Source organism: Pseudoalteromonas phenolica (assembly GCF_001444405.1).
GTDB classification, from domain to species: domain Bacteria; phylum Pseudomonadota; class Gammaproteobacteria; order Enterobacterales; family Alteromonadaceae; genus Pseudoalteromonas; species Pseudoalteromonas phenolica.
The window spans coordinates 845,931-868,371 of record NZ_CP013188.1 but is presented as its reverse complement, the minus strand read 5'-3'; the positions used below and the strand labels follow the sequence as shown (position 1 = coordinate 868,371).

At 39.1% G+C, this 22,441-nt stretch carries 19 protein-coding genes; 6 read left to right on the top strand and 13 right to left on the bottom strand.

Translation table 11 applies throughout. The annotated features are described in order from the left end of the window. Positions 1 to 7: 7 nt before the first annotated feature. The 9 genes from PP2015_RS20915 to PP2015_RS20875 all read right to left on the bottom strand — a co-directional run bounded on the left by PP2015_RS20915 (position 8) and on the right by PP2015_RS20875 (position 10,539). On the bottom strand, positions 8 to 1,414 hold the full coding sequence (locus PP2015_RS20915; RefSeq protein WP_058032420.1) for a di-heme oxidoreductase family protein: 1,407 nt from the start codon (positions 1,412 to 1,414) through the stop codon (positions 8 to 10). Then, positions 1,411 to 3,117 carry a di-heme oxidoreductase family protein gene (locus PP2015_RS20910; protein ID WP_058032419.1) on the bottom strand — a complete coding sequence of 569 codons (1,707 nt, stop codon included), beginning with the start codon at positions 3,115 to 3,117 and terminating at the stop codon, positions 1,411 to 1,413. The genes PP2015_RS20915 and PP2015_RS20910 overlap by 4 nt, the downstream gene beginning before the upstream one ends. A 72-nt stretch (positions 3,118 to 3,189) precedes the next feature. Continuing rightward, entirely contained in the window at positions 3,190 to 4,614 is a 1,425-nt protein-coding gene (locus PP2015_RS20905) for an imelysin family protein (RefSeq protein ID WP_058032418.1), read from the bottom strand. A 564-nt stretch (positions 4,615 to 5,178) separates the two neighbouring features. Then, positions 5,179 to 7,173, bottom strand: a complete 1,995-nt coding sequence (locus PP2015_RS20900; RefSeq protein ID WP_058032590.1) for a TonB-dependent receptor plug domain-containing protein — start codon at positions 7,171 to 7,173, stop codon at positions 5,179 to 5,181. Positions 7,174 to 7,297: 124 nt separating this feature from the next. Next, complete coding sequence (locus tag PP2015_RS20895; protein ID WP_058032417.1) at positions 7,298 to 7,558, bottom strand: CBU_0592 family membrane protein; 261 nt, start codon at positions 7,556 to 7,558, stop codon at positions 7,298 to 7,300. Positions 7,559 to 7,791: 233 nt separating this feature from the next. After that, on the bottom strand, positions 7,792 to 8,196 hold the full coding sequence (locus PP2015_RS20890) for a DUF1761 domain-containing protein (RefSeq protein WP_058032416.1): 405 nt from the start codon (positions 8,194 to 8,196) through the stop codon (positions 7,792 to 7,794). A gap of 68 nt (positions 8,197 to 8,264) precedes the next feature. After that, a complete protein-coding gene (locus tag PP2015_RS20885) occupies positions 8,265 to 8,792 on the bottom strand; it encodes a response regulator transcription factor (protein WP_058032415.1) in 528 nt (175 codons plus the stop codon). Then, entirely contained in the window at positions 8,789 to 10,018 is a 1,230-nt protein-coding gene (locus tag PP2015_RS20880; protein ID WP_058032414.1) for an ATP-binding protein, read from the bottom strand. The genes PP2015_RS20885 and PP2015_RS20880 overlap by 4 nt, the downstream gene beginning before the upstream one ends. Positions 10,019 to 10,137: 119 nt before the next feature. Beyond that, positions 10,138 to 10,539, bottom strand: coding sequence for a nuclear transport factor 2 family protein (locus PP2015_RS20875; protein WP_058032413.1), 402 nt, complete (start codon positions 10,537 to 10,539; stop codon positions 10,138 to 10,140). Positions 10,540 to 10,668: 129 nt separating this feature from the next. Here PP2015_RS20875 and PP2015_RS20870 point away from each other — a divergent pair, with 129 nt between their 5' ends. Further along, positions 10,669 to 11,733, top strand: a complete 1,065-nt coding sequence (locus PP2015_RS20870) for a ketoacyl-ACP synthase III (protein ID WP_058032412.1) — start codon at positions 10,669 to 10,671, stop codon at positions 11,731 to 11,733. Between the two features lie 72 nt (positions 11,734 to 11,805). After that, complete coding sequence (locus tag PP2015_RS20865; protein WP_058032589.1) at positions 11,806 to 13,275, top strand: aminoacyl-histidine dipeptidase; 1,470 nt, start codon at positions 11,806 to 11,808, stop codon at positions 13,273 to 13,275. A 62-nt stretch (positions 13,276 to 13,337) separates the two neighbouring features. On the opposite strand, the gene PP2015_RS20860 is transcribed toward PP2015_RS20865, so the two are convergent. After that, the gene (locus PP2015_RS20860; protein WP_058032411.1) at positions 13,338 to 14,702 is read right to left on the bottom strand and encodes a leucyl aminopeptidase family protein; all 1,365 of its coding nucleotides are present in this window, start codon (positions 14,700 to 14,702) and stop codon (positions 13,338 to 13,340) included. Between the two features lie 59 nt (positions 14,703 to 14,761). Continuing rightward, on the bottom strand, positions 14,762 to 15,133 hold the full coding sequence (locus PP2015_RS20855) for a hypothetical protein (protein ID WP_058032410.1): 372 nt from the start codon (positions 15,131 to 15,133) through the stop codon (positions 14,762 to 14,764). Between the two features lie 86 nt (positions 15,134 to 15,219). On the opposite strand from PP2015_RS20855, the gene PP2015_RS22165 reads away from it, so the two are divergent. The 3 genes from PP2015_RS22165 to PP2015_RS20845 all read left to right on the top strand — a co-directional run bounded on the left by PP2015_RS22165 (position 15,220) and on the right by PP2015_RS20845 (position 19,817). Beyond that, complete coding sequence (locus PP2015_RS22165) at positions 15,220 to 15,381, top strand: oxidoreductase-like domain-containing protein (protein ID WP_083496714.1); 162 nt, start codon at positions 15,220 to 15,222, stop codon at positions 15,379 to 15,381. A gap of 277 nt (positions 15,382 to 15,658) precedes the next feature. Further along, positions 15,659 to 18,265 (top strand): TonB-dependent receptor plug domain-containing protein, encoded by a 2,607-nt coding sequence (locus tag PP2015_RS20850; RefSeq protein WP_058032409.1) that lies wholly within the window; start codon positions 15,659 to 15,661, stop codon positions 18,263 to 18,265. A gap of 94 nt (positions 18,266 to 18,359) precedes the next feature. Further along, entirely contained in the window at positions 18,360 to 19,817 is a 1,458-nt protein-coding gene (locus tag PP2015_RS20845) for a tetratricopeptide repeat-containing sulfotransferase family protein (protein ID WP_058032408.1), read from the top strand. On the opposite strand, the gene PP2015_RS20840 is transcribed toward PP2015_RS20845, so the two are convergent. Continuing rightward, positions 19,777 to 20,679, bottom strand: coding sequence for an alpha/beta fold hydrolase (locus PP2015_RS20840; protein ID WP_058032407.1), 903 nt, complete (start codon positions 20,677 to 20,679; stop codon positions 19,777 to 19,779). The genes PP2015_RS20845 and PP2015_RS20840 overlap by 41 nt on opposite strands. A gap of 123 nt (positions 20,680 to 20,802) precedes the next feature. Between PP2015_RS20840 and rlmF the strand changes: the two genes are divergently transcribed. Then, entirely contained in the window at positions 20,803 to 21,699 is an 897-nt protein-coding gene (gene rlmF, locus PP2015_RS20835) for a 23S rRNA (adenine(1618)-N(6))-methyltransferase RlmF (protein ID WP_058032406.1), read from the top strand. Between the two features lie 9 nt (positions 21,700 to 21,708). Here rlmF and PP2015_RS20830 read toward each other — a convergent pair whose 3' ends face one another. After that, the gene (locus tag PP2015_RS20830; RefSeq protein WP_058032405.1) at positions 21,709 to 22,290 is read right to left on the bottom strand and encodes a thymidine kinase; all 582 of its coding nucleotides are present in this window, start codon (positions 22,288 to 22,290) and stop codon (positions 21,709 to 21,711) included. Positions 22,291 to 22,441: the final 151 nt, after the last annotated feature.

The following is a 22,441-nucleotide window of genomic DNA, read 5'->3' as shown; positions in this document are numbered from 1 at the left end:
ATCCGAATTAAATTTGTTTTAAGAAGTACAACAATGCTGCTCGTTGCTGCTTCGTTAGTGATTTGAATTTTTGTTGATGCGGCTGAGCTTCTCCGCCATGCCAAAGCACCGCTTCTTCAATTGTGCGAGCACGACCATCGTGTAAAAATGCAGAAAAACCCTGAACTCTATGCTGTAAACCTATCCCCCAAAGAGGCGGGGTTCGCCATTCACTTCCTGATGCAAGGTTTTCAACTCCTTTATCTGCCAGACCCTCGCCCATATCGTGTAAGGCTAAATCGGTATAAGGCCAGATAGTTTGCCCTGCTAACGCTTTTACCTGGTAAGAAGTATCTGTGGTAAAACTGGGGGTATGACATTGCTGGCACTGCAATTTGTAAAATAGAGTTTGCCCTTGCTTTGACTTACTACTTTGTAAATCTCTAGCAGGTGGAGGAGCAATCAGTTGGCTCATATACACAGTTAAATCATGCAGTTTTTCTGGAATGTCTAGCACATGTTCAGGGTCGACACTTCCAGCTTGTTTACAAGCAACTTGGTGAACTAAACAGGTTTCATCCTTAAAGATAGGGTTAGTAATACCAATATCATTAACAAACGCGCCTGCGACTTGTTGTTCTAGTGTGCTATGTAAACCCTTAAAGCCAAACCGACCAATGCGCTTTTTACCACTTACCGCATCTATAACTTGGTTATATTTACCACTAATACCGTCTTTATTAGCGTCGTTAATATCTTCAAGGTTAAGTAAATCTTTCTCCTGAATTGCATCTAATAAGCCCATACCATATACAGCTGGTGCGTAGCGGGCAGACAGATAAGTGCCTTTATCAAGTGGTCCGTAGGCGAGATTTTCAATTTCGTAACGAGGCTTTCTTAGCGTATAAGTTTCACCGTCAGCGAAGTGCCCTGTTATTTCTTCATAAAATACGCGTACTTGTGCTTCACCTTGAACAGGCTTAGTAAGCTTCTCATGAGACAAACGAATTGCCAGAGGCTGAAGTTGCCCGCCATATCTGCTATCTCCTTTGCTTGCATTTGCCTGTAAAAACCTAAACAGCAATGCAGGCTCTGCTATCTCTCCATGTTTTGACGGCCTGCCTCGTCCACCATCGGCATGGCAAGTTTTGCATGAGCGCGCGTTAAACAGCGGCCCGAGCCCATCTCTGTCTCTGGTAATTGAGGGTGAAGCAACCCAGGGGTCTCGAAAAAATGAAAAGCCATCCCAAAAATCCAACTGCTCCATGCGCGGTATATTTTTGGCGGGTTCAACAAAAGAGCGATAATTCAATCGCCCTGTTGCATCGCCGCCAGGCTTAGCCGCTTGCTCGTTTGATGCTGATGTATTTACAGGCATAGACAAACAAATAATAGTGGCAGCAATCAAACTGCTTTTTTGTAGATTTATCATCATAGTGAATTCAAGAAAGCCAATAGCGCATCACGTGCTGGTTTGTCCATTTTTAAATAAGCTTGCTTTGCTGATTCGGCTTCACCGCCATGCCAAAGGATCGCTTCAGATAAGGTGCGTGCACGGCCATCATGTAAAAATGTTGCTTTTGGCGTCACCGTTTGTACTAAACCCAATCCCCATAAAGCTGGCGTTTTCCACTCAGTGCCAGATGCATCGCCTTCAGGGCGGCCGTCAGCAAGGCCCTCACAGCGCTGCACGTAATAACAACTTTCACCGCCATTACAAGCTTCACCACTAGCCAGTTCACGTGTTACTTTACAGCTGCCGCCCATGTCATGGAGAAGTAAATCGGTATAAGGATAAATAACCAAACCTTCTAAAGACTCAATGTTAGTTCTAGATTCAGGGGTAACTGTTACAAGATCTACATCACCAAGCAAGCTCCCTTTCGCCTCACCCGTTTTGTGTCTAGGCACATGACAACTATGGCAATTTGCCGCAAAAAACTGGCTTCTACCTTTTAATACATCGTCATTCCAAAGGTTATTCTCAGTATCAAAACCACGGCGATTTGGTACTGTTAATGTGCGGTTATAAAATTCGACTTGTGCTAAATCGACGTTATTTAAATCAACACCATCATGGTGCTTGTTTTGTTCTTTTTCAGCTTGAGCAAGGCACGCAGTTTGAACTTCAGTACAAGGCTCGCCTATTGCAACCGTATTCGTTACGCCCATATCACCTCGGTATGCACCAGAAATTTGCTGTAATACTGATGCTGTTACCGCTTTTTGACCGAAACGTGCAAGCATCTTTTCATTATTGATCGGGTGAGATGTAAAGGCTGCTTTACCAGATATACCATCATTGTTTGTATCATCTGGATCGGCATAAGCTAAAATACTTTGTGCTGGAATACTTTCTAATAAACCTGAGCCATAAACATGGGGAGATACGCGGGCAGAAAACTGCACATCTTGATCAAACTCACCATAAGCAAGGTCCTTTACTTTATAAATCGGTTTTCTTAAAGAATAACTTTCACCATCTGCGAATTGACCCGTTACTTCTTCATATTCGACCCAAGTGTATGCCTCGCCATAAGCTAGACCTTCTTCTATTGCTCCATTGTGTTTTGCTAACACATCCGTTTGACCATCTATGGTCCCAAAAACTTGAATTTGATCGCCATAAACTGGGTCAACATTGCCTTTACTATCACCGACTCTCAGGAACATGCTGATCATTGGCTCATTGGCAGATTTAGGCACAACGCCTCTACCATCTTTGATATGACACCCTTGGCAAGTTGTGTTATTGAAAATAGGACCTTGACCATCATGGTTAGAGCGAAAAACATGGTCACCCGCTTTGAATACGGCATCCAGTCTTGGCGTATCAACAATTGTAGGCAGCGCTTGGCTAAATGCATCTTCATTGAACGTATTAACCGATGCTTCCCCTGCTGCTAAGTGCTCAAACTCGTCAGGTGTATCTTTGAGTAAAACCGGTAGGCCATCATTTAAGGTAAGATCAGTAAAAGCCAGATTCTCTTTACTGCCTTGATTACCCTCGGAAGTATTATCGCCGTTATTGTTTGAATTTGTTGGAGTGTCTGTATCTTGTGTGTTAGTTCCGCCACCACAGCCTTGAAGAGAAATAAGCGCGATGATTAAAGCTAACATTGATTTTTTATTATTCATTCAGTGCCCCTGAACTGCTTACTACTGTAACCAGAAACTGAAAAGGCCGGCACAAAGGCCAGCCATATTAAATTAGATATCTTCTTCTGTATCTTGTTTTAAGTCTTCAGCTGAAACGCCAAGCTCATCAATGGCTTTTTGGATCAGATCTGTTTGTGTCGCAAGTGCTGAGATAGTCGCATACACTTCTTTTTTACGGTCTTCATTTTGAATTTGAACGTCAAAAGACACACCTAGCTTGGCATTCGTATCAATTACAGAGGCACTTGCCATTGACGCTTCAAAGGCAGCTCGTAGCTCGTTTGCAAGCTCAGGTTTACCCTCTTTTACTAATAGGTCATGGATACTTGCGCCTACTAACTCTTCACCATTAATGCGTGTGTATTTGCCTAAATAGTGGTTTTGAACACCTTTGGCATTTAGGTAGATATCACGGTGTGTGTTATCTGAAAAACACGAGTGCTCATCTTCTTGGCTATCGGTGCGAACAGCAATACTCATACGTTCACCTGCAAGCTCACCGAAACTCAAACGCCCCATACTCTCAAGCATTGCACCTAAGTTTTTCTTTGCATTTTCAGGTTTTACATACTCTAAATAATGGAAGCCTGTGCCAGGAGTCCACGCTTCAGTCACTGCTTGCAGGTCATCAACTAATAACTCAGCGGCTACTTTTAAGTATTGACCACGACGTGCACAAATTGCGTCAATTGCACCTTGCTCGCCAGATGTACAAGTTGCACCATCTGAATCTGTCGGCATATTGTCAACCGTATAAAAGTCAGAAGCTTTACGGTGACCAGCGGTGTAATCACGCGTTGATGTATAGGTAAGATCTTGGTTTAAATCTTGACCCCACAGTAAGAATTCAATGGCGTGATATCCTGACGTTACATTGGCTTCTTCACCGTCTAATTCAAATTTATCTTGTAATAGCTGCTTTGTAATTTCTGGGAAGTTTTCTTGATCTGAAATGATGTTACCACCGGCTTGATAAACCGCAGCATTTCCACGTGCCTGATGACCGTCCATATCAATCGTGTAGTCGATTAACGCTTCAGCTAAAGGCCAAGCATTAATTGCGCCTTCTGGGCCTTCACCATCAACTAATGCCGGTTCTCCATCAACTTCTGTTAGCGCATCAATTGGGCCTTCACGGAAACGATAAACTTCAGTTTGACCATATGGTTCACGTGCAAAAAGCCAAGCTTGTTTTGCAGCAGTGAAGTTTGCTTCTGTCGGATCAGCAACAAATTCATCAATCGCTTTTTGCATTGTCTTTGCTGCAATCAGAGAGTCTGCAAAAACAGCATATGCATGCTGAGCATTTGTTTTCACAACATCTTCAGCTGTTACATAATTAGCAACACCATTTTGCCCTGCAACACCTTGCTCACCTTGTGGACCAGCCACACCATCTTTACCATCGTCACCATTACACGCCGATAATACCGCTGTACAAACTAGTGTAAGTGCAAATTTCTTAAAGTTTTTCACTCTTATCCCTTTAATTATCAGTTTATAGTTTATTATTCAGCAAATATTAACGAACCAAATAAATGCATTCAAGAATTATTTTCATTTGCATTATTTGTAGTGTTTGTTTTTGATGTAGATCAAGTGAAGATAAGTAAGTTTGATTTTACTTCTCTATTGAATAATCAAAACGAAAGTATTTTGTAAAAACCAGAGCGTCTCCAAATTGAGAATTGTATGTATAGGGGTTATTTACCAATAACATTGCAAAATTGGCTACATATATATCATCAAGGCTGTATTTAGATAATCGGTTGATTAAAATGCTTGCTTTTAAACCTATCCTCAATAATACGCAATCTTTTGGAGGGACTATGACTAACGCTAGCTTCGTTGAAAAATTTCTTATTTAGAACAGATTAATAATTGAATTTTCGTCGTACTCAAAACAAGTTTTCTTTGCCTCAAAATAGGTCACTTCATTAAAAGGGTTGGTATTAAAACAAGAAAAGAAGTGTTATGTAATTTTAAATAGAAAAAGCACCAATACCTAAAGATACAGGTGCTTTCTTAAAGAGGTGTTACTTAGAAAGTTAAACGATATTGCAATAATAATTTTCTTGATTGAGTAGGCACTATCCCATCAGTCATTCTTGGTTCAAAAACTTTGTATTGCTTATCAAGTAAATTCTGAGCCTTAATTATAATTGAGCTGTCATTGTCTATACTAAAGCTTGCTGTTAGACCTAATAAAAAGTAGTCCGATTGTTTGAAATCTTGTGAGACGCTTAAGTCAGGAGATGCAACAAATACTTTATCACGCCAGATTGTATTTACACTAAGTTGAATCATATCAAACTGGTGGGTGATAGCAGCGGCAGCAAATCGCTTGAAACTTGGGTTGATTGGTTCATCAAAAAGTTGGGTAAAACCTGCTTCAAACCAAGTATTTTCAGTTAAGTTAAAGTTACTATTGACTTCAACCCCTTGCATACTTGTTTCAAATACATTATCAAAAGTAAAGCGAGTTTGTGCCTGATCTGTAGCTACTAAATTAATGAAATCTTTCAACTCATTATTGAAGAAAACAACATCCATTTGCCAAGTCTGATTTTCAGTATGCCACACTAACTCCGTCGTTTTCACATACTCTGACTTTAAATCAGGATTGCCGACAGTTACATCATCATTTGAATAAAGCTCATTACTCACTGGTGTCCTAAAAGACTCACCATATTGTAATTTTAAAGTATGATTTTCATTTAAATCATAAATAAAGGCAAATCTAGGTGAAAGTTTGCTGTCAATATCTTTAACTTCATCAAATCGTGCACCAATGAACATGGTCAATTTGTCAGTCGCTATGTATTTGCCTTGAGCATATAATGCATAAGAATCAAAAGAGGAAAGTAAGTCATTAAAAGGTGGGTGAGAATCAATGGTTCTGGTTTCACCTAAATAATATTGGTTTTCGACAACTGTATTACCAGTTTGATAATCATAATAGCTACTGATAACACCTGCTTTGAATTGTTCCTCTTCTGAATATTCCGCGCCAAAATTGACTTGTAAGAATTCAGTAAATTGATAACTACCATCTAATTTTAATGCAAGATCCTTGGTTGACCATGCTGGACCAACAAAAAAGTCTCCTATTAAATCTGTGGCTTCAGCTGAAGCAATTAACCCCTTACTTTCAATCTCATGCCTAATAAAGTCAAATGATGTAGATAATTGCCATTCTTCATTGTTAGACCATTCATAGATAGCATGTAAAGCTGTATTTTCACTCCGATGATGGTTACCTTTAGATGCACCAGCCAAGTTTATAAACTCATCTAACTGAGTGGTATTTTTTCTGACATTAATATTTAGACTTCGCCATTTTGCGCCTATCTCCAGAAAATAAGATTCTAATGGGTCTTTTACACCAAATGAGTAGGTTTCACCATCGCGTTTATTCACAGAAAAATTACTATAGATTTTAAAATCGTCACTCAACTGTTTGTTAAATGACAGGCCAGCTTGAAGCTCGCCATGCTCACCAATTGAGGCACTTAACTGGCTTCGATCAGTAGTAGTTACAACATTCATAACTCCTAAAAAGGCATTACTACCATATAATGCTGAGCCCGGGCCTCGAATAAACTCTACACGCTCTATTAGTTCAACAGGTATAAAAGGCATATACACAGAAGCTTTGCCAAAAGAAGGATCATTTAATCTTTGCCCGTTAATCATTACGAGTACATTACCACTGTCTAAATAAATCCCCCGTGTGTGCTCTTTAGGCACTGCGCCAACCCAATCACCTCGGGTAGATTGAAAGCCTGGTACGAAATTCATTAATTCGTAAGCATTTGAAACACCGAGTAATGCAATGTGCTGCTGATTAAAAACGGTAATACTTGATGGTACTGATGAGCGAGTTTCGGAAGTTTTAGTAGCAAGAGATATGTTGACGTCTAAAAGTTGCTCAAATGATAAGTCAAAAAGATCTTCATCGCCCTCGATATTCGATAATGCAACACCAGAGTACATGATCGAAAGCAAAGAAATCGTAGGTGTTATTATTTTCATAGCTTGGCTCATTATTTCAGCGATAGAGCAGCTAGATGCAATTCCATGCACAGCCTATTTACATAGTTTTAATAATACTAATGTTAACAGACTGTGCAAGTTTTATATTTCTATTTTGAGAACATTATGCTGGTTGAGCACGTTTTTCTTTAAAGTATTTGTATAAACCGATTAATGATGCGGCTATCCAAAATAATTCAATAACGAAACTAGCTAAGTTGAAGTTATAACAAAGACTTATCAAGAGTAAAATTGCACCAGAAAGGTTCATCAAGTTATAGACAATACCTGTTGGTTTAGCTTTACCCAATTGAAGCATAAAAAAAGCGCCAACCACTAGCGCCGTTCCTGTCATCCCAATGACATCAAAAAGAATATCAATCACGTTTTGTATCCACTATCAATTGCTCTTACTTTTATGACGTATTTAAAGCAATATAAGATTAGTTAACCCGAATATACTGGCCCTTTCCATGGGAAGGGTTACTTTCACTCATTGAAACAGCAAAACGTGTGTAAGTTATATTAGGCATGGCATTGAAAACAGGCCAAATGTCCTTATGCAGTGTTGATAAACTACTACTTAAAATTACATATATAAATATTGATGCTGTAAATTCAACCAGTAACACTCAATATCGTCGCCATTAAAACAAATTGAATTGTATGATATCCACCATTAACGAGGAATAAGCTTAATGGCCTTTGTTCAAAAATATATGAAATCCCAAGTGAACTGGCTGCAATGCCTAAGCCCAACGCACTGCCAATTGTAACGGATTGAGACATATTGGGATCTGGGCCTAAAATGACCGCTAATACAAATGCTGCAATCAAAGAGAGAATAAAGGCCAATCCGTAAATCAACTTAGGATCGCTTTTTTGTAAATCTAGTTCAGTTAAGCCACAGCCTTCAAGCCAAGTTTTACCAAATAAAATTGGCGAATACCAAAGACCACCTAACATAAAAGAAGATAGAGCGGCAAGTAAAATTGCCCAATAATTAAGTTCTGCCAACTGCATAATAATGAAGCATCAAACCATTCGTAAATTCAAATTTAGTTAATAAACCTCAAACTGGCAATTATTGACTATTTTTGAACGGGCTTTTTCTGTAATTTTCGTTGTAACGTTCTACGGTGCATGTTTAATTGTCTTGCAGTTTCTGAAACATTGCCATGATTAGCCTTCAGAACTTGCTGTATATGCTCCCACTCCAGCCTTTCAGCAGACATCCTAGAGTCCGCCTCTAAATGAGCCTTTTGAACATCTTTTGTGCCAATAAGGGTTTGAACTATCAGTAAAGTATCAGCAGGTTTTGTTAAATAATCATCTGCACCTAACTTAACCGCCTCAACTGCAGTAGCAATACTTGCAAAGCCCGTTAATAAAACAAGTTTAATACTTGCCTTAAACGACTTAATTGATTCAATAAAATGTAACCCTGATTTTGTTTGTAGTTTCATATCCAACAGAACAAAGTCAGGATCTATACTTTCCACTGAATACAATACATTTTCTTCGTTGTTTTCAATATGGCAGTCGAAACCATGTTTTTGAAGTCGTCTAGCCAATGTTCTTGCAAAAGCTTCGTCATCTTCAATAATAAGTAACTTCATAATTTATTTTCTTTAATTGGCAGAGAAATGGTCGTCTTCGCACCATACTGATATTGATTTTCTAATTGAATTGCACCTTTCAAACGCTCTATCGATGCATGTGATAGTACCAATGCCATACCAAGACCTGACTCACTCTTCACAATGGTGTGACCAAGGCGCTCCATTTTTTTAGGATCGATACCTGGGCCATGATCTGTAATGGAAAGCACCCAAGTGCCTTTTTCAATTTTACTCTTTATAATAATTTCTTTTGAATTGGTTTTATTATTTGCCTGTGCAGCGTTTGAAAGTACATTCAACAAGGCAGGGATCAACATAGGATCATCACTCACATCGGCATCAGCAACGTCATCCATTGTCAAATTTTGCTCTGGAAATTGTAAAGCCATCAAAGTCTCTAATTCTTCAAGTATAGAGGCTGTACTCTGAACACCGAAGCTATCTGATGATTTAAACCTTTCAGTTTGAGCTCGAAATAATTCAAGTTGCTCTTTACAAATATTTATAGCTTTGCCCATATCCTCCAAGGCTGGATGTTCAGGGTAATCTTCCTTTAACTCTTCGAATAATAAATTAATATTACCAAGAGGAGTTGCCAACTGATGAGTTGCCTGAGCAGCTGCACTTCCAAGTGCTATGAGCTGTTCATTTTTAAGCTGCTTCTCTCTTACTTTTGCCAAAGACTGCTCTTTTGTTCGTAATTGTTTAGCCATTGCCATGACCACCATCACAACAATAAAGACACTCAAAACAAAGTTTGCCCACATACCTTTAAAATGGAGCTCCATGTCCATATGGTGCATGTGATTGCCGCCCATAGTAGCAAAAAGGTAGCCATATGCGATCAATGAAGATAACGATATAATCAAAACAAACTGACTAGGTAAAGTGACTGCTGCAATCACAATAGGAATTATCAGCATGGATACAAAAGCGTTACTCGCCCCTCCTGACAAGCTCAATAATATCGTCATGAAAATAACATCAGCTAACAGTTGAAGCATCATACCTGATGGAGCAGCTTCGCTAGTTTTTCTGTAGGCCAGTACGCTGAACAATTGAAAGCAAGACTCAAATGCAATCACGATTAAAACAGGTAAAAGCTCTATAGATTTGTCAAACCAAAATGCAGAGGCTAGTACTAACAGAAGTTGGATCAAAATAGCAATAGTACGCAGTAATAACAAACGACCAATGGCTGATTGCGGTGAAAAACTGATCATTCAACATGCTCATAGATAATTTGAACGATACTTTAACGGACTCAGAGAAGTGGGTAAAACTAAACCTGACTTTAGTTGATATAAAACAATCTAAACTATACTAAAAACGCTAATTTATTCTATTCATCAAAACTTAAAGCGAATTCAGGGCATGGGGTCCCCTGATGAAAAAGCAATTGCCAACCAGACTCTGTCTTTGTCCAAATAGACATTCGAATTGAGAAATTTAAAGCATGTTGGACATTCATTCTATAAGCTGCATGATACGTCAGTTGAGCTAGCGACTCTGTGAGTACTTGTCCTCTAAAATCTTGATTATAAATTTGTGGGATTTTTTCAAGTGGTAACCTACCAAGTACATGCTGTTTGTTAAACATCAAACCATTGGCTGAGATTTCATAAAAATCACTATGCAGCAAATTACTTATTTGGTTTTTTGAAGACCTTACAACAGGATCTAGTAACAGCCTCTCTAATTCAATAAGGTGGCTTAATAACGTAGTTGTCATTTTTTTTGGCATAAACATCCCAAATTCAAAGACTTTAATCTAAGCTTAGACTACTTCTCCACGCTACATAAAATATCGTTGACTAGAATTACAAAAAGAAGTTTGTTATAAACCCCGTCTGGTCAGATGAGATAAGAAACTATGCAATACGCCAAAATTATTGGCTGGGGTAAATGTACACCACCAGCAACACTTTCAAACGAAGATATAAGCACAGTAGTCGACACCACAGATGAGTGGATTTCAACTCGCACAGGCATAAAATCGAGAAGAGTCAGTCATGTTGGTACTGGTGAATTAGCGACTGTTGCAGCTAAACGTGCATTGGATTGTGCAGGTATTGCAGGAGAAGACATTGACCTAGTATTACTTGCCACGTGCACCCCGTCTACACTTGTTGCAAATACAGCGTCATATGTTCAGCAGCAAATCGGTGCAACTGGTGCAGCTGCATGTGATGTCAATGCTGCTTGTTCTGGCTTCTTATATGCATTACAAAATGCAACAGCACAAATTCGCGCTGGTATGGTAAAGCGCGCAGTTGTTATTGCAGCTGAGAGAATGCTTTGGCATGTTAACTGGGCAAAACGTGACAGTGCCGTTTTATTTGGTGACGGTGCAGGTGCAGTTGTGCTTGAAGCATCAAGTGAAGAATCTGGCTTGTTAGCAACAAAAACAGGCTGTGATTCAGAAGACAGAGAAATTCTTCATATCCGAAACTTCGGCACTGACATAGATAAGCATGATTCGTCACAACCTTCTGATATTTTGTTCCAAGGTAAAGACATCTTTAAGCGCGCGGTAAAAGGCATGAGTGAAGCCTGTGATGATGTGCTATCACAAGCTAATTTAGCATTCGAAGACATCGATATGCTTATCCCTCACCAAGCAAATCTAAGAATTATTCAAGCCATAGCCAAACAATTACAGCTTAATGATGACAAAGTGATGGTCAATATCCAGCATTATGGTAACACCTCTGCTGCTACTATCCCAATTGCACTGTGTGAAGCGTTAGAGCAAGGCAAAATAAAACCACATAGTCATATAATGAGTGCAGCATTTGGTGCAGGATTAACTTGGGCTGCAAGTTATATAAAATGGGGCGAGCGCGTTACGCCTATCATTGAAAGTAAAGCTGAGCTGCCAGAGTGTAAACAAACAGGGCTAGAGATAATGGCTGACGCCATCAAGTACTGCCAGTAAGCTATCCTCTGCCCTTATTTGAATGGTAATATTAAATAGTTACATTCAAATAAGGGCAAAACATTGAAAACATTGTTCACTCCACATTCAGAAATTAGCCAATTAGAACCTCAAGCAATTTGGCAATTCTTCGATCAAATTTGTTCTATTCCGCATCCTTCAAAGCACGAAGAAGCACTTGCACAATTCATTATTGAGTGGGCAAAAAGCCAGTCTCTCGAAGTTAAAAGAGATGATACAGGCAACGTATTTATCAAAAAGCCTGCTTACCCTGGCATGGAAAATAAAAAACCGGTTGTGCTTCAAGCCCATATTGATATGGTGCCTCAAAAGAATGACGGTACAGATCACGACTTTGTAACAGACTCGATTAAACCTTACATCGACGGCGAATGGGTTACTGCAACTGACACAACTTTAGGTGCTGACAACGGCATAGGTATGGCATCGTGCCTTGCTGTATTGGCTGCTGATGACATTAAACATGGTCCGCTTGAAGTACTTCTAACCATTGATGAAGAAGCGGGTATGACTGGCGCATTCGGTTTAGAAGCTGGCTGGTTAGAAGGCGACATTCTTCTAAATACAGATTCTGAGCAAGAAGGTGAGATTTACATGGGCTGTGCCGGTGGCGTCGATGCAAGTCTCACTTTGCAATTAGAACGTCAAGCAATCAATAAAAATACAACACGTTTAAAACTTGTTCTAAATGGGTTAAGAGGTGGTCACTCTGGCGTAGACATTCATAATGGCCGCGCTAATGCTAATAAACTCCTTGCACGTTTTTTGAAAAATCACACAGCCGACTTAAACGTTCAGTTAGTGGCTTTTAATGGCGGTTCACTAAGAAACGCGATCCCTCGTGAAGCGTATGCTGAAGTGTTAGTTGAAAATGCACAACTAGACGCATTTCATAACTTAATCTGTGAGTTTGAAACACTAACAAAAACCGAATTAAGCGCCATTGAAGCAAACTTATCTTTTAAAGCGCAAACATTTGAAAGTGATACTTTGCCATTAAGCGCAAGTAGCCAAAATACCATCTTATCACTGCTGAATGCCTGTCCAAATGGCGTAGTCAGAATGAGTGATGACATTCAAGGCGTAGTTGAAACATCGTTGAATATGGGTGTCATTGAAACAAATGAAGACAGCATCGAAGTGCTTTGTTTGATCCGCTCTTTAATTGATTCTGGTCGTACTGACGTAGAAGGTACACTTGCGTCTCTAGCAAGCTTAGCTGGCGCAACGATTGAATTCAGTGGAGCATATCCAGGTTGGAAACCAGACCCTGATTCTCAAATTTTGCATACATTCCGTGACGTATATGAAGATATTTATGGCCATAAACCGCATATCATGGTTATTCATGCAGGCCTAGAGTGTGGTCTATTTAAAGAACCATATCCAGAAATGGACATGATTTCATTTGGCCCGACTATCAAGTTCCCTCACTCTCCAGATGAAAAGGTTAACATTGAGTCAGTAGGTTTATATTGGCAACAAATGAAGGCTATCTTAGAGAACATTCCTGCTAAATAATACTTCCTAAAAAAAATGCGAACCCATTGGTTCGCATTTCTATTTTATAAGTTTATCGATGTCTATTTATAGCGTGAAGCTAAATAGTCAAATGTAGCACGGAGCCCTAAGCCTTCACCACCTACTGGGCGACCTGGTAATGGTCTGATGTTATAAGCCATCACATCAAAGTGAAGCCAAGGCGTAGTTGCTGGCTCAACAAACTCTTTAAGATATAACGCTGCTGTAATTGACCCACCAAATGGCGTCGAGCCACAGTTAGCGATGTCTGCAACATCACTCTTAAACAAAGCTTTATATTGATCGAAAAGAGGAAGCTGCCAAACAGGATCTTGGTTTTGTAAACCTTGAGCCATGATGTCACTTGCAATTGCTTGGTCAGTCGAATAAAAACCAGGAAGCTCTGTACCTAATGCAATACGACATGCGCCTGTTAAAGTTGCAAAATCGATAAGCAGATCAGGATTTTCAGTTTGTGCTTCAGCTAATGCATCACATAATACTAGGCGACCTTCAGCATCAGTGTTATCAATCTCAACCGTGATGCCCTTGCGTGTTTTAATCACATCGCCAGGTCTAAAAGCATTTCGAGACACTGCATTTTCAACAGCAGGAACAAGCACACGAAGTCTAACAGGTAGATTTGCAGCCATGATCATTTGCGCAAGACCGATAACATGAGCAGCCCCGCCCATATCTTTCTTCATATTGCGCATACCTGCGGCTGGTTTTAAGTCTAAACCACCAGAGTCGAAACAGACACCTTTACCAACAAGTGTTAGTTTAGGTGCATTCTCGTCACCCCATACTAAATCAAGTAATCTTGGTTTGTTGTCACTTGCACGACCCACCATGTGAATTGTTGGGTAATTTTGCTCTAATAATTCGTCACCAATAATTTGGCTAAACTGACCGTCAAAGCGTGCTGCTAACTCTTCCATAGTTTCAGCAAGGTGTTGAGGCATCATGTCTGCTGCTGGCATGTTAACCAAGTCACGAACCAAATAAATGGCCTCTGCTTGCTGTTTTACTTTATTAAAGGTTTCTTCATTAGTAATCGCGATTTTAGATTCAATAGCTGGCAGAGACTTATAGACGGCAAACTGATAAGCACCTAATACGAAGCTAAGCGCATAACCAAGCAAAGAGTCTTCATTAACATCAAGCGTGTACTGACCCTTAGGTAATTGTTTTGCTAAATCACCGGCATTCCACATATCAGTTACATCAGTAACAGTTACAACAACGAATTCAAGTCCAGTTGCGTTTTGTTTAGGCACCACAATTATGTTGCTATTAGCAGAGCGCGTTGCATCAACATAACTTTTTACAAAGCTTTCTTGCGATGAAAGCCAAGTTTCAAAATTTGATTTTTCAATAAATTTAATCGGTGTACCTGTATCGGCATGAATGATTGGAAGTTGCATATTATTCTCTGTGTTTTTGCGTCTATTTAGAGAATAACAATTTAGCGTAAAGAGATCACTTATTTACGTGATTTAGAAGATTTATTAGATAATGAAAATGAACTTGGTAATACATCAACACCAACCCATTGACCCAACTTAACAATAAGCGGAATAGTGATAGGTGCGAAAGGAAGTACAGCAAATACCCCTAGACCTAACCCTTTAAGAATATCGACAAGCTGCTCATTGGCTACTTTTAGTTCTGATTTATGTGCATCTCCAAAGCTATAACGCTTGTAAATATCTAACATTTCTTTGGTTTCTTGTTTTTCTTGTGCAAGCGCAATTTTCAAAGCGAGCATAGAACGCCTAAGCCTAACCTGCTGCCTTCTTTTGCTAATTCTGGCAACCCTTATTGGTGCTTTGTGTACAACTTTAATTAGGCGCATTACTCACCATTACCTATTAATCACTCTGTTAGTTTAGCAAAACTTGTTAAACTCTTACTAAATATTTAAGCATCCTCTCACAACTCATGTTAAAAAACACTAAAATACAAAAACCTATAGAAGAACCACAAAAACCAAAGCCAGATGAATGTTGTGGCGGTGGTAGCTGCTGCCCCTGTGTTTGGGATACCTATAGGGAACAAAGAAAAGCTTGGCTTGAGGTTAACGAAAAGCTAAACAAAACATAAATTAGACCAAAGCATAATATTTCTTAGGAACACGAATGTGTTCCTACCCTTCCCGATTTTAGAAAAATATTTCATACTTTACAAAAAGTTATGTTTTCTATTTGCGCTTTCCTATTGTCATGTCTACTTTTATCGTTAATGCAAATTTTATTTGCATTATGTGTTAACTAAATGTATCAATAATTAACAGGTTAAATTAGCTTATTGCTAAAAGCTTATTGTGCTTGTTAAAAATTTATAAGAAACCTTAATGACAACATTAATCTGGGGAAACAGGATGAAGTTAAAATTATCAAACGTAAGCCGTGCTATTACTTACGCACTTGCATCTACCGCTTCGGTAGGCTTGTTAAGCGCGACAGCCTATGCAGAAGAAAGTAATGAAGGTGCAAAAAAGAATATCGAAAAGATTGCAGTTGTAGGTTCTCGTGCAGCACCGCGTTCAGTCGGTGACTCGCCCGTACCGGTTGATATTATCGGTGGTGACGAACTTTCTAAAGCTGGGGGTGACGATATGCTAGAGCTATTAAAAGGCTCTGTTCCATCACTTAACGTTCACCAAAACCCTATTAGTGATGCAGCCTCATTAGTCCGTCCTGCAAACTTACGTGGTTTACCAGCAGACAGTACATTAATCCTTTTAAATGGTAAACGCCGCCATCGTTCATCGGTTATCGCTTTCCTTGGCGGTGGTATTAATGATGGTGCGCAAGGTCCTGATATTTCAGTTATCCCAAGTATTGCATTAAAACAAGTTGAAGTACTTCGTGATGGTGCAGCCGCTCAATATGGTTCAGATGCAATTGCAGGCGTTATTAACTTTGTTCTAAAAGATGCCTCTGAAGGTGGTTCATTTGCAGTAAAACAAGGTCAATATTTTGAAGGCGACGGTGACACAACAACCATTGAAGGTAATGTAGGCTTACCATTTTCTGATGACGGCTTTGCAAACTTAAGTTTTCAATACAAAAACTCAGATGCGACTAGCAGAAGTGTTCAACGTCCAGATGCTGCAGCCTATGACGCAGCTGGTGTACCTGGTGTAAGAAACCCAGCCCAAGTTTGGGGTGCACCTGAAATTAAAGATGATTTCACTCTTTTTGGTAATGTCGGATTAGAACTGTCAAACAGCTCTGAATTCTATATGTTTGGTAATTATTCAGAGCGTGATGTAAAAGGTGGTTTCTATTATCGTAATCCACAAACTCGCCCTCAAGTTTATTCAAATGATGGCGGTGACACTCTACTTGTTGCTGATTTAGATGGCCTAGACTCAGGTATTTCATGTCCGACGGTTAACCTTAAAGATGCTGATGGCAATCGTATTTTAGATGTGACACAAATTGCTGCTTATCAACAAATCGCATCAAATTCAGATATTGGTCAGAACTGTTTTGCGTTTAACGAAATTTTACCAGCAGGCTTCACGCCATTCTTCGGTGGTAATATCACTGATACATCATTTACAGTTGGTACCAAAGGTGAAATTGAAAGCGGTACATTTGAAGGCGCATATTATGACTTAAGCGGTTCTGTAGGTCGCAATGAGTCACGCTATTTTATTACCAATACTGTTAATGCATCTTTAGGTGCAGAAACACCTATGGATTTCAGTCCTGGTAAATATATTCAATTAGAAAAGAACTTTAATGCCGATATTTCAAAAGGCTATGATTTCGGTCTTGCGTATGACGTAAACGTCGCAGCAGGCTTAGAATGGCACGAAGAAACATTTGAGGTCATTGCTGGCGATGAAGCTTCATTTATTGCAGGTCCTTTGACACAACAAGGTTTTGGTATTGGTTCAAACGGTTTCCCTGGTTTTAAGCCGTCTGCTGCAGGTGAATTCACACGACGCAATTACGCAGCATATGTTGATATTGAAACACCATTTACTGATGAATTTTTAATGGGATGGGCGCTACGTTATGAAGATTATGATTCATTCGGCTCAACAACCAATTACAAAGTAACAGGTCAATATCAATTAACTGATGATTTGTCTCTACGTGGTTCAATGAGTACAGGTTTCCGTGCTCCAACAGTAGGTCAAGCTAACGTAAGTAACGTACAAACAAACTTAAGTAGTGGTGTACTTGTTGACTCAGCATTACTTCCTCCTACAAACCCTGTTTCACAAATTCTTGGGGGTACAGAACTACAACCTGAAGAGTCTGAAAGTTATACGTTTGGTGCAGTTTATCAATCTGGAGATTTATTCCTTACTATTGATTACTACAACATCAAAGTAGAAGACCGTATCAGTCAATCTGATAAAATTAACTTAACTGATGAACAAAAGGTTGCACTTAAAGCAGATGGTGTACCAAACGTTGATAGTATCGCTCAAGTTAGTTTCTTCACGAACGATTTCGATACTACAACACAAGGGGTAGACTTAGTTGCTAACTACTCTATGGATTTGTTAGGTGGCTATGCAACTTTCAGTATGGCTTACAACTGGAATGAGACCACAGTAGACAAATTCTCAGCAATTACTGGTGATTTTAAGGTTAAACGACTTGAGGAAGACCTACCTCAGCACCGTGCAACTTACACTTGGTCACAACAGTGGGAAGATTTCTCAGGCTTTATTCGTTACAACTATTTCGGTGAGTATCAGGGCGTTCACGTAGATTATGATGCAACAGCTATTATGGCAGATCCATCATTCACTTTTGACGCAGAAGTAACTTACTATGCAACAGAGTCTTTAAGCTTTACGGCAGGTGCGAATAACATTTTTGATCAAGAACCTGAAAAATTAGATTTTGAACGAGCAACAGGTATTCCTAATAATAACTGGGGTGGTAAGTACTATGAAACCTCTCCATATGGGATTAATGGTGGCTTCTATTACGTAAAAGCAACCTACACTTTCTAGATTACTGTAACCCAGCAGCAAAAGGCGAAATGGCGATAGCTATTTCGCCTTTTTATTTTTATTATTAATACAAATAAATAATTTAAAAATAAAAATGCTATTACTGAAAAGAGCAAACGAATTATTAGAGCAAGGAAAACTCAGAGAAGCTGAGTTTATGTTCAAAGCAGTATTAAAGGAAAATAATAAAATTGGTCCCGCATTATTTGGTCTTGGTCGAATTTGTATGCGCTTGGAAGATTACGACAGCGCTATTTATTATTTAAAACGTGCCTGCGAACACCTACCAAAAATGTTAGACCCCCTCTTTGCGCTCGCAGATGCATTTATGGCTGTTGGCTCTTCAGTTGACGCCAAGACAGTACTTGAATATACCTTAAGTGTTGCAAAGCATAATGCCCAGGCACATTATCAATTAGGTTTATTCTATTTAGACCACGGTTTTATTGAAAATGCAGAGCGCACGTTTGAAGCTGGCTTAGCGTGCCCGCCCAGTGCGGTTACCGCTTTCATGTTACATGAACTTTCTCAGATTTCTGCGACTAACAAATTAGAAGCACATATTGAAAAACTTCATTCACTGTTAACTGAATATGATAACAAACGCTTGAAAATTGTTGTTTATTATTCTCTTGCTAAATGTAATCACAGATTAAACGACCATAATCAGGCATTTGATTATTTCAAACTTGCAAATGAACTTCAGCTCAGTTTGTGTGAATTCAAAACTGCCGATATGAGCTCCTTTTTTGACGCGCTTAAAGATCAGTGCTCAGACGATTTCTTTAGTCAACCCAACGATAAAGTAAAGGCCACGTTTACTCCTACTTTCATTGTCGGGCTTCCTAGAACTGGTTCAACATTATTAGAACAGATGTTGGTTCAACATAGTAATATAGGTAGCATGGGTGAAAGCACAATAATTAGTGACAAAATTGTGCCTTATTTACAGATGCGTAATGAAGCTCCTTTTCCAGAATGTCTTCATACATTAACCACATCGATGCTCGACCATTGCCGCAGTTTATATGTCGATGAAATTAAAAAGCATCGTGTAGGTGAGGAAGTTGTCATAAATAAATTACCTGCCAATTTTCAAAACATTGGATTAATTCAAAAGATTTTTCCTGACGCAAGAATTGTCCATTTAACTCGCTCTTTTAATGCGAATGCATGGTCAGTTTACAGTAATCACTTCGCAGAAAATGAACCCTACTTTTGCTCCTTAACAGAATATAAGCAATATGCAGATTTTCAGGAAGAAATGATGGCACATTTTAAACATCATTTGCCTAGAAATATTTATACCTTAAGTTATGAAAACCTATTAGACGAAACACCAAAAGAGCTAAATAAATTACTGAATTTCTTATATCAGAAATTTGAGCCTGAATGCTTAGAATTTTACAAATCAAAACGCCCGGTCTCGACACTAAGTAAAGCGCAAGTCAGAAAACCATTAGATCAAGGACCAAGGTCAAATTGGCAGGTATATGAAAAACAGATAATGGCTATACTCGATACAGAGCAAACCACTCTATCAGCTCCTTAAACTGGTCATTGTGGGCATGCCGACTAGTAAGCATATTAATATGGTCGTAATCAATTTTATGACCATGTTTTTTGCCATAAACTCTCAACTCTTGCACCCCCTTTCCTGACTCATTTATAAAAGCTTTTATATCAACTGGCTGTGCCAAGGCTTTATCCTTTGCACCGGCTATATGCAAGATCGGTGGAAGTTCTAGATTTTCAATAGCGCTAGCGTAATCAAAACCATCATCACTATCTACCCACGGCTTCTTTTTCGCCCATTGCATACTTTGGTAATGTGACTTTACAGTCTCGTTATCACTGCCCCATTTCAATTTACGGGCATCTAAATAACCTTTGCGTTTACTCAGCAGTGGCGCCAATGTGTACCAAATTAAATTGGCTTGTAATAGTTTGCTTGGGTGATTGTTAAATAAACTTCTTTTTGTTCCAAAATAGCCACATGCTGAAACATATTGAATATGCTCAGGATAACGCGCTAAAAAGCTATTAAGTAAAACTCCTCCCCAAGAGTGCGCAACCCAAAATTTCGGAAAGTGACCTGTTTGCGCTTTAATAAAATTGAGCATAGTGGGTATATCTTCAAGGATAGCTTCTGTTTGACCGTAATAAGAGGAAGAAGATATTTTAGGCAAACTTTGCCCACGACCTCGCAAATCAGCGACAAAACATTGATAACCTTGTTCTGCTAAGAAGGGCGCAAACCCTTTATTTGATTCTGTATAAAAAATCTTGCCATTTTCTACAGCGCCGTGGAGAAGAAAAACTGCATCACCTTTCTTTTTAGGATTGAATATATGCCTTAGGTGTAAAACTTGCTCATTCTCTAGAGGGATAAAGAGTGAATTTTGCTCAATCATTTCCATTGCCTTTTTATCTCATCGTACCAGTGTGGGTAATAGATCGCAATTCAGATGCATATCTATTTAAGCTGTTTCAAGAACGCGGTATAATTCACGCGTAAATTTAATTAAAGTAATGATATGCATCCAAGAAACGCGCACACTAAAGGCTATGATTTTGAGAAGCTTACAAAAGTAACGCCATCATTAAGACAATTTGTAATTAAAACACCTACTGGTAAAGACAGCATCGATTTTAGTAATGCAGATGCTGTCAAGTGCCTGAATCAAGCACTTCTAAAGCATCATTACAAAATCAGTTATTGGGATATATCGAAAGAATTTTTATGCCCACCAGTCCCAGGCAGAGCTGATTATATTCATGCAATGGCCGATCTACTAAAAATCGATAATCAGAACAAGATTGTCAACAATGTTAGGGCATTAGATATCGGCACAGGTGCAAACTTAATTTACCCAATTCTTGGGGAAAGGATTTATAAATGGTCATTCACTGCATCGGATATCAATCCAAAGGCATTACAGAACGCCGACGAAATTCGCGATAAAAATGGTTTAAATACCAAACTCGTATTACAAAGAGACAATGACAAATACTTTCATGGGGTTATTGAACAAGACCAAACTTTCCACATTACTCTTTGTAATCCTCCGTTCCATGACAGTGAGCGTTCTGCGAATAAAGCAACACAGTCAAAATGGCAAAAGTTAGGGAAAAAACCAAAAACCACACTTAACTTCGGCGGACATTCACCCGAACTCTGGTGTAAAGGAGGAGAGGTATTATTCATCAAAAGAATGATCAGAGAGAGTAAGCGATATTCCAAGCAATGTGCTTGGTTTACTTCTTTGGTGTCTAAGAAAGAATCTCTCAGTGCTTTAAAGCTTGCGCTCAAGAAAATTGATGTCGCTGAAGTTAAGGTTGTGAAAATGGCACAGGGTCAAAAAACTAGCCGTTTCATCGCTTGGAGCTTTCAAACTCACTCCGAGCGACAAGCCATTTACAATCCTAAATAAAGATACTTTTTATAATAGAGACAGGGCTTCTTTATAATGGGTGCGGCAAACTGAAACATATCTATCGTTGCCGCCAATTTCTACCTGGTTACCGTCATGAATTGCTTTTCCGTGTTCATCTGTTCTCAGAACACGGTTCGCTTTTCTGCCACAGTGACATATCGTTTTAAGCTCTACAAGCTTGTCTGCCCAAGCCAATAAATATTGTGCGCCTTCAAACAACTCGCCTTTAAAGTCAGTACGTAAGCCATAACACAACACAGGTATCTTCAGCTTATCAACCACATCAGTCAGTGCGTTAACCTGTACCTTGCTCAAAAATTGGCACTCATCAACAAGTAAACAATCTAATTTGTTCTCACTATTTAATCTATCAACCAAAGCAAAAACATTTGTTTCTCTATCATAAATATGTGCATCTGCTTCTAGGCCAATTCTCGAAGCTACCTTTCCGACTCCCGCTCTGTTATCAATGGCAGCAGTCAGTATGAGTGGAGTCATACCCCTTTCTCTGTAATTAAATGCAGATTGCAAGAGTGTCGTAGATTTGCCGGCATTCATCGCCGAGTAATAGAAATAAAGCTGAGCCATAATAAAAAATTGAAAATAAAAGTGGGCTAGAGTCTACATAAAACTTAGATTGAATACTACGAGAGATAAATTGTTGGGAATGGTTGGGAATATTTTAGATATAGTAAAGGAATCAATATCTGATTTAAAAAAGTAAGCTGATGTCAAAGCT

Coding starts and splice junctions, on each gene's coding strand:
- PP2015_RS20875 (WP_058032413.1), bottom strand. CDS start 10,539: ATGCCAAAAAAAATGACAACTACGTTATTAAGCCACCTTATTGAATTA.
- PP2015_RS22165 (WP_083496714.1), top strand. CDS start 15,220: ATGTTAAAAAACACTAAAATACAAAAACCTATAGAAGAACCACAAAAA.
- PP2015_RS20855 (WP_058032410.1), bottom strand. CDS start 15,133: ATGCGCCTAATTAAAGTTGTACACAAAGCACCAATAAGGGTTGCCAGA.
- PP2015_RS20880 (WP_058032414.1), bottom strand. CDS start 10,018: ATGATCAGTTTTTCACCGCAATCAGCCATTGGTCGTTTGTTATTACTG.
- PP2015_RS20830 (WP_058032405.1), bottom strand. CDS start 22,290: ATGGCTCAGCTTTATTTCTATTACTCGGCGATGAATGCCGGCAAATCT.
- PP2015_RS20900 (WP_058032590.1), bottom strand. CDS start 7,173: ATGAAAATAATAACACCTACGATTTCTTTGCTTTCGATCATGTACTCT.
- PP2015_RS20850 (WP_058032409.1), top strand. CDS start 15,659: ATGAAGTTAAAATTATCAAACGTAAGCCGTGCTATTACTTACGCACTT.
- rlmF (WP_058032406.1), top strand. CDS start 20,803: ATGCATCCAAGAAACGCGCACACTAAAGGCTATGATTTTGAGAAGCTT.
- PP2015_RS20860 (WP_058032411.1), bottom strand. CDS start 14,702: ATGCAACTTCCAATCATTCATGCCGATACAGGTACACCGATTAAATTT.
- PP2015_RS20910 (WP_058032419.1), bottom strand. CDS start 3,117: ATGAATAATAAAAAATCAATGTTAGCTTTAATCATCGCGCTTATTTCT.
- PP2015_RS20915 (WP_058032420.1), bottom strand. CDS start 1,414: ATGATGATAAATCTACAAAAAAGCAGTTTGATTGCTGCCACTATTATT.
- PP2015_RS20890 (WP_058032416.1), bottom strand. CDS start 8,196: ATGCAGTTGGCAGAACTTAATTATTGGGCAATTTTACTTGCCGCTCTA.
- PP2015_RS20870 (WP_058032412.1), top strand. CDS start 10,669: ATGCAATACGCCAAAATTATTGGCTGGGGTAAATGTACACCACCAGCA.
- PP2015_RS20840 (WP_058032407.1), bottom strand. CDS start 20,679: ATGATTGAGCAAAATTCACTCTTTATCCCTCTAGAGAATGAGCAAGTT.
- PP2015_RS20885 (WP_058032415.1), bottom strand. CDS start 8,792: ATGAAGTTACTTATTATTGAAGATGACGAAGCTTTTGCAAGAACATTG.
- PP2015_RS20845 (WP_058032408.1), top strand. CDS start 18,360: ATGCTATTACTGAAAAGAGCAAACGAATTATTAGAGCAAGGAAAACTC.